The 6,945-nt window shown below is 53.3% G+C and carries 2 protein-coding genes and 1 pseudogene; 2 read left to right on the top strand and 1 reads right to left on the bottom strand.

Annotation, left to right across the window (positions count from 1 at the left end; translation table 11 throughout):
• On the top strand, positions 1 to 514 hold a 514-nt coding region (locus R6U67_RS08625; RefSeq protein ID WP_410252168.1), incomplete at its 5' end, for a DUF4351 domain-containing protein.
• A 366-nt stretch (positions 515 to 880) separates the two neighbouring features.
• On the opposite strand, the pseudogene clpB reads toward R6U67_RS08625, so the two are convergent.
• A pseudogene (gene clpB, locus R6U67_RS08630) lies at positions 881 to 3,538 on the bottom strand (ATP-dependent chaperone ClpB); the annotation flags it as partial.
• Between the two features lie 419 nt (positions 3,539 to 3,957).
• On the opposite strand from clpB, the gene ileS reads away from it, so the two are divergent.
• Positions 3,958 to 6,945 (top strand): isoleucine--tRNA ligase (gene ileS / locus R6U67_RS08635; RefSeq protein WP_410252169.1); only part of this gene is annotated, 2,988 nt, incomplete at its 3' end.

The raw sequence follows: 6,945 nt of genomic DNA on the forward strand, positions 1-6,945 counted from the left end.
TATGGGGATTGAAGCCAGTCAAGACTACCGAGTCATCAATCTTTGGGAAGTCGATGTGGAACTGGTGTTTCGTGATAACCTCTCAACGCTGTTACCCTTTGTTCCCATTCTTAAGGGAGGAAACGAGCCGCAACAGGTTCAACAAGCTCTCATTCAACTGCGAGCCAATGAACAATTACAGGAGTTAGAACCCCTGTTATCGTTTTTCGCGTCGTTTGTCTTAGATGCGTCAGTTATTCAAGAAATCATGAGGTGGGATATGGCTGTTTTACGAGAATCACCCTGGTATCAGGAAATTTTGAAAGAGGGACTTCAGCAGGGACTTCAGCAGGGCAAAATTGAGCTGGTTGAGAACTTGCTCACTGAGCAATTCGGGGTTCTCCCCTTTAAAACTCGTCAGCGAGTTGAGAACTTATCATCTGAGCAGCTCAACGCCCTCGCCAAACACTATTTGACCTTAAACAGCATCGAGGAATTAGAGCGCTGGTGTGATGACCAAACCCCTGCGAGTTGATCCCAGTTATTCCCAAGGGAAGCCATCAGATTGAACGGGCCGGCCGCGGTTAATCTCCATAGGGTCAACAATGGTGGCGCTGACTGATACGACGTCAGCATCCTCGCTAGAAGAGGTCGGTTTAGAGTTCGCCTCTGACTCCGAGGGGTTCTCGGACGTCGTATCGGTCTCTGACTCGCGCTTTACCTTAGACTCACTCTCGGGTTTGGAAACGGTCCCCTCGGGTTTCGGTTGAGCGGTGGGAGTTGGGGGTGTTTTGGGAGCAGAATGGCCCTGAGGTTGGGTTTTCGGTTGGGCTTTAGGTTGGGCTTTAGGTTGAGTTTTAGACTGGGCTTTAGGTTGAGTTTTAGACTGGGCTTTAGCCTGGGCTTTAGGCTGGGTCTTCGTAAATTGAAGACTGCTTCCATCCTCGCTGCAATCGACATAAATGGTATCGCCAGCGCCAAACTCTAACTCCAGTAATTTGGTGGCGATGGGGTTTTCTAACTCCCGTTGGATGGCTCGTTTGAGGGGTCGCGCTCCATAAACGGGGTCATAGCCGACATCGGCGATATAATCTTTGGCGGTTTCGGAGAGGACAATCTGAATCTTCTGTTCTGCGAGCAGTTGCTCGATGCGTAAAATTTGGATCGAGACAATATCCCGTAATTGACCTTTACCGAGGGGATGGAAGATGGTCAAGTCATCGACACGGTTGAGGAATTCGGGGCGGAACTGCGATCGCAACGCCTCATAGACCCGCGATCGCATCTCCTCATAATCCGACTCCCGCCCCGCAACCTCTAAAATGTACTGGGAGCCGATGTTACTGGTCATAATGATGACCGTATTACAGAAATTGATGGCTCGTCCTTGAGAATCGGTAATGCGCCCATCGTCAAGGACTTGCAACAAAATGTTAAACACATCGGGGTGGGCCTTCTCCACCTCATCAAACAGCAGCACACAGTAGGGCATCCGCCGCACCGCTTCCGAGAGTTGTCCTCCTTCGTCATAGCCCACATATCCCGGAGGTGCGCCGACCAAGCGAGACACGGAATGTTTTTCCATGTACTCGGACATATCAATCCGCACCAGGGCATCGTGGTCATCAAACAACGACGCCGCCAAAGCCCGGGCCAATTCCGTTTTCCCGACCCCCGTCGGTCCCATAAACAGAAACGAGCCAATGGGACGAGAGGGGTCCTTCATCCCCGCCCGAGCGCGACGAATGGCCGCCGACACCGCCGACACCGCCTCCGACTGGCCCACCACACGACGCTGGAGTTGTTCTTCGAGTTTCAGGAGTTTCTGCCGCTCCGTCTCCAACAAGCGATTGACCGGGATTCCCGTCCATTTAGCGACAATTTCGGCGATATCCGCTTCTGTGACTTGTTCGCGCAACAGGGCCACCCCGTCGGTTTGCAGTTTCAGTAACTGGGCTTCCTTCTGTTCCGCCCGCCGTTGCAACTTCTCCAAACGCCCATATTTCAACTGAGCGGCGGTATTGAGGTCATAATTGCGCTCGGCTTGTTCAATCTTGAGCCGTAATTGTTCTTCCTCTTCTTTGAGGGCGTTGATATCATCGAGCAGTTGTTTTTCCGTTTGCCATTGAGAACTCAACACCCCCTGTTTTTGTTTGAGGTCGTTCATCTCTTCCTCGATGCGGCTGAGCCGTTCCTGGGCCGAGTAATAGGTGCCTCGGGCCGCCCGTTGTTCTTCTCCTTCGAGGGAGAGTTTCTCCATCTCTAATTGCATCAGACGGCGATCGACATCCTCTAATTCCGTCGGTTTCGAGGTGATCTCCATTTTTAACTTGGCCGCCGCCTCATCCACCAAATCGATCGCCTTGTCGGGGAGGAAGCGATCCGTCACATAGCGATTGGAGAGGGTCGCCGCCGCCACGAGGGAGGAGTCAGTGATAGTTACGCCATGATGCACCTCATAACGCTCCTTCAAGCCCCGCAAAATCGAAATTGTGGCTTCAACGTCAGGTTGCCCCACAAAGACCTGCTGGAAGCGCCGTTCTAGGGCTTTGTCTTTTTCGATATGCTTGCGATATTCCTCCAGGGTGGTCGCGCCGATACAGCGCAACTCGCCCCGGCCTAACATGGGTTTGAGGAGATTGCCCGCATCCATCGTTCCCTGGCTACTACCACCACCGGCCCCAATCACCGTATGCAGTTCATCGATGAATAGCACCACTTGGCCGTCGGAATGAGTCACTTCCCGAATGACGGAACGCAACCGTTCCTCAAACTCACCCCGGAACTTGGCCCCGGCGATTAAACTGCCCATATCCAGGGAAATCAGACGGCGGTTTTTCAGAGATTCTGGCACATCGCCATTGACAATACGCTGGGCCAGGGCCTCGGCGATCGCCGTTTTCCCCACGCCCGGTTCCCCAATCAAGACGGGGTTATTCTTGCGACGACGGGATAACACCTGAATCAGTTGGCGAATCTCCTCATCCCGGCCAATCACCGGATCGAGTTTCCCGCCTCGGGCCTGTTCAGTCAGATCCCGGCCATAGCGTTCTAAAACATCGTCGTTCTGCTCATCATTAGATGATGGCCCCGCCGTGAGTTCCTTGCTTTTCGCGGCTTGGGCGCGGAAGGTTTTGATAGCGGCGGCAATTTTCGATTGATCTGACTGTAGAATGTGTAGGGTTTTGCCACCGATGCGATCGTCTTCAGCAAAGCCTAACAGCAGATGTTCAATGCCAACATGGCTATCTTCAAAGTTTTGTCGAGCAATTTCGGCCTTGTCTAACATCACATCGAGGTGACGGCCGAGATAGAGTTGTTCCACTCCACCGAGGCGAGGATGTTGCTTGGCGAAGGTATCGAGCTTCCCGGCTAAGGCCGCTGGATCAATCCCGGCTTTCTGTAGAATTTGATGGGAGGGTTCTACCGTTTCGAGCAGAGCCAGAATCACATGTTCGACTTCTAAATTTTGGTTGCGATAGCGTCGCGCCACGTCTTGAGAGGCGACAATGGCATCCCAGGCTTGATCGGTAAATTTGGAAGGGTCAGTCGGTTGCATTGTGGGGAACGTTACAGTAATAAGAGACCTGACGCGGCACAGGTCAGAACGCGCGGTGTAGAATTGCTTTCGTTTTTCAAGCTACCTCAAAACTCCTCGGTTGGGTAGCGCGATCGCCGTCCAAGGTCACCAGCTCACCGGATCTCATCAAGACTCCTGACTCGGTTTGACCCAAGCTTGAGCGTTCCCATTGAACTCCTCTTCGACTACAATGGGGCATTGATAGAATCGTGAACTCTGGGAGCGTTTTTCTGCATACCATTGTCTCACGATTTGTCAAGTGTTTGTCATGAATTTGTAATAAAAAATTACAAATTAGCTCCAAATCATCTCACCGTTGTCAAGACGGGGTGCATTGTCCCAACGCGGCGATCGCCCGACCCTTGATAACTTGCTCTTTCGTCTCTGGGTAGCCAGCCGTGACCGAAGAAAAGCGATATAAGGAAACCGTTAACCTCCCGCAAACCGAGTTCTCCATGCGCGCCAACGCCGTGGTGCGTGAACCCGAGTTGCAAACCTTCTGGGACGACCAGAAGATCTATCAGAAACTCTCCCAAAGCAATCCTGGAGACCCATTCATTCTCCATGACGGTCCTCCCTACGCCAATGGGTCGCTGCACATTGGTCACGCCCTCAACAAAATCCTCAAAGACATCATCAACCGCTATCAGCTCCTGCAAGGGCGCAAAGTTCGCTATATCCCCGGTTGGGACTGTCACGGCTTACCCATTGAACTAAAAGTTCTGCAAAGCCTCAAATCCGAAGAACGGCGACAACTGACCCCCCTGGCCCTGCGCTTCAAAGCCAAAGAATTTGCCCATCAGGTAGTCCAAGAACAACGAGACAGCTTCAAACGCTACGGCGTCTGGGGAGATTGGGACGATCCCTATCTAACCCTAAAACCCGAGTACGAAGCCGCTCAAATTAGCGTCTTCGGAGACATGGCCCTCAAAGGCTATATCTATCGCGGTCGTAAACCCGTCCATTGGAGTCCCAGTTCTCGCACCGCCCTCGCCGAAGCCGAACTGGAATATCCCGAAGGTCACACCTCGCCGAGTCTCTACGCCGCCTTCCAAGTCACAAAACTCAACGACGGTCTAAACGAACGTCTCGCCGACTATCTGCCCCATCTGTGGCTGGCCATCTGGACCACCACCCCCTGGACCATTCCCGCCAACCTGGCCGTGAGCGTCAACCCCGAGTTGACCTACGCCATCGTCGAAGCCCCCTTAGAGTTTGAAGCGGCGGCGGGTAAATTCCTGATTGTGGCAGCCGAGGCCGTCGAACGGCTTTCGCAGACCTTTGGCGGCGAATTGAAGGTCTTAGAGCGCCTTAAAGGGGCGGAATTAGAGAAATGTCACTATCGTCATCCCCTCTTTGACCGTACCAGTCCCGTGGTGATTGGTGGCGATTACGTCACAACCGAATCCGGGACCGGCTTAGTCCATACCGCCCCCGGCCATGGGTTAGAAGACTATCAGGTGGGGTTACGCTACAACCTGCCGATTTTCTCTCCCGTCAACGCCAAAGGGGTCTTCACCAAAGACGCGGGACCCTTTGCTGGCTTAAATGTCCTCAAAGATGCCAACGAGAAAATCACCGAAGCCTTAGCCGAGGCTCACTCCCTGCTCAAACAGGAACCCTATCAACATAAATATCCCTACGACTGGCGCACCAAGAAACCCACCATTTTCCGGGCCACCGAACAATGGTTTGCTTCCGTCGAAGGCTTCCGAGACGCAGCCTTAGAGTCGATTCGTCAGGTGCGTTGGATTCCCAGCCAAGGGGAGAACCGCATCACCGCCATGGTGGGGGAACGCTCCGATTGGTGTATTTCTCGTCAACGCAGTTGGGGGGTTCCCATTCCCGTCTTCTATGACGAGGAAACCAATGAACCGCTGTTAACGGAAGAAACCGTCAATCATGTGCGGGATATTGTGGCCGAGAACGGCTCCGATGCTTGGTGGGAATTGTCCGTCGAGGAGTTATTGCCCGAATCTTACCGCAACAATGATCGCACTTACATCAAGGGAAGCGACACCATGGATGTCTGGTTTGACTCCGGTTCCTCCTGGGCGGCGGTGGCGAAACAGCGCGGTTTAGGCTATCCCGTAGACTTGTATCTGGAGGGATCAGACCAACATCGCGGTTGGTTCCAGTCCAGTTTGCTCACCAGTGTAGCGACTCAGGGGCAAGCTCCCTATAAAACCGTGTTAACTCATGGCTTCGTCTTGGATGAGAAGGGCCATAAGATGAGTAAGTCTCTGGGGAATGTGGTGGACCCAGCGGTGGTCATCAATGGGGGCAACAATAAGAAGCAACAACCGGCCTATGGGGCCGATGTGTTGCGCCTCTGGGTGTCTTCGGTGGACTATTCGGGAGATGTGCCTCTCGGTGGCACGATTCTGCGGCAAACCTCGGATGTGTATCGCAAGATTCGTAACACGGCTCGCTTCTTGTTGGGGAATCTTCATGATTTCAACCCGGCAACGGATGCGGTGGCCTATGGGGATTTGCCGGAATTGGATCAGTATATGCTCCATCGCACTATTGAGGTGATGGATGAGGTAACGGAAGCCTTTGAGAGTTATCAGTTCTTCCGTTTCTTCCAAACCATTCAGAATTTCTGTGTGGTGGATTTGTCCAATTTCTATTTGGATATCGCCAAAGATCGGCTCTATATCAGTGCTGAGGATGCCCGCCGTCGTCGCAGTTGTCAGACGGTGTTGGCGATTGTGGTGGAGAATCTGGCCCGGGCGATCGCCCCTGTACTCTGTCACATGGCTGAGGATATTTGGCAGAATCTCCCCTATGAGACGGCTGAGAACTCCGTGTTTGAAGCCGGTTGGGTTCAGCTAGAGGAAGACTGGCGCCACCCGGAGTTAGCCCAACGCTGGCAACAGCTTCGCTTCTACCGCGCCGAAGTTAACAAGGTGATGGAGAAAGCACGGACGGATAAGAAGATTGGCTCGTCGTTGGAAGCGAAACTAAAGTTATTTGTGGCAGATGAGACTCAGCGCGAACAACTCGCGGCCATGAATCCTGAGTTGGCGGTGGCGATGACGGCGGCTACGGCCACCTCTGCGACTACCTCTGTTGCCGATGCACCTGATGCGGAGGCTTCTATGGAGGCTCCTACAGATGTTAAGACGGAAACCTCTGAGCCAGTCTCTGAGCCAGTTCAGGCTGAGACGCCAGAGGAAACCGCCGCCGTCGAAGCCTCTGGGAATACGAGTTTAGAGCGATCGCGCCCTTCGGGGTTAGCTCTGCCCGATTGGGAAAATCTGGATGTCCACGATGTCATGGACTTTATTGTCGATGCACCGGGGTATCTGGTGGATGTCTATCGTAATAACCGTTTGGCTTTGCGTAATCTGGCGTTGCTGTTGGCTCTGGTGGGGGTGGCC

It is taken from the genome of Sodalinema sp., assembly GCF_046483825.1.
In the GTDB taxonomy this organism is placed as follows: Bacteria; Cyanobacteriota; Cyanobacteriia; order Cyanobacteriales; family Geitlerinemataceae; genus Sodalinema.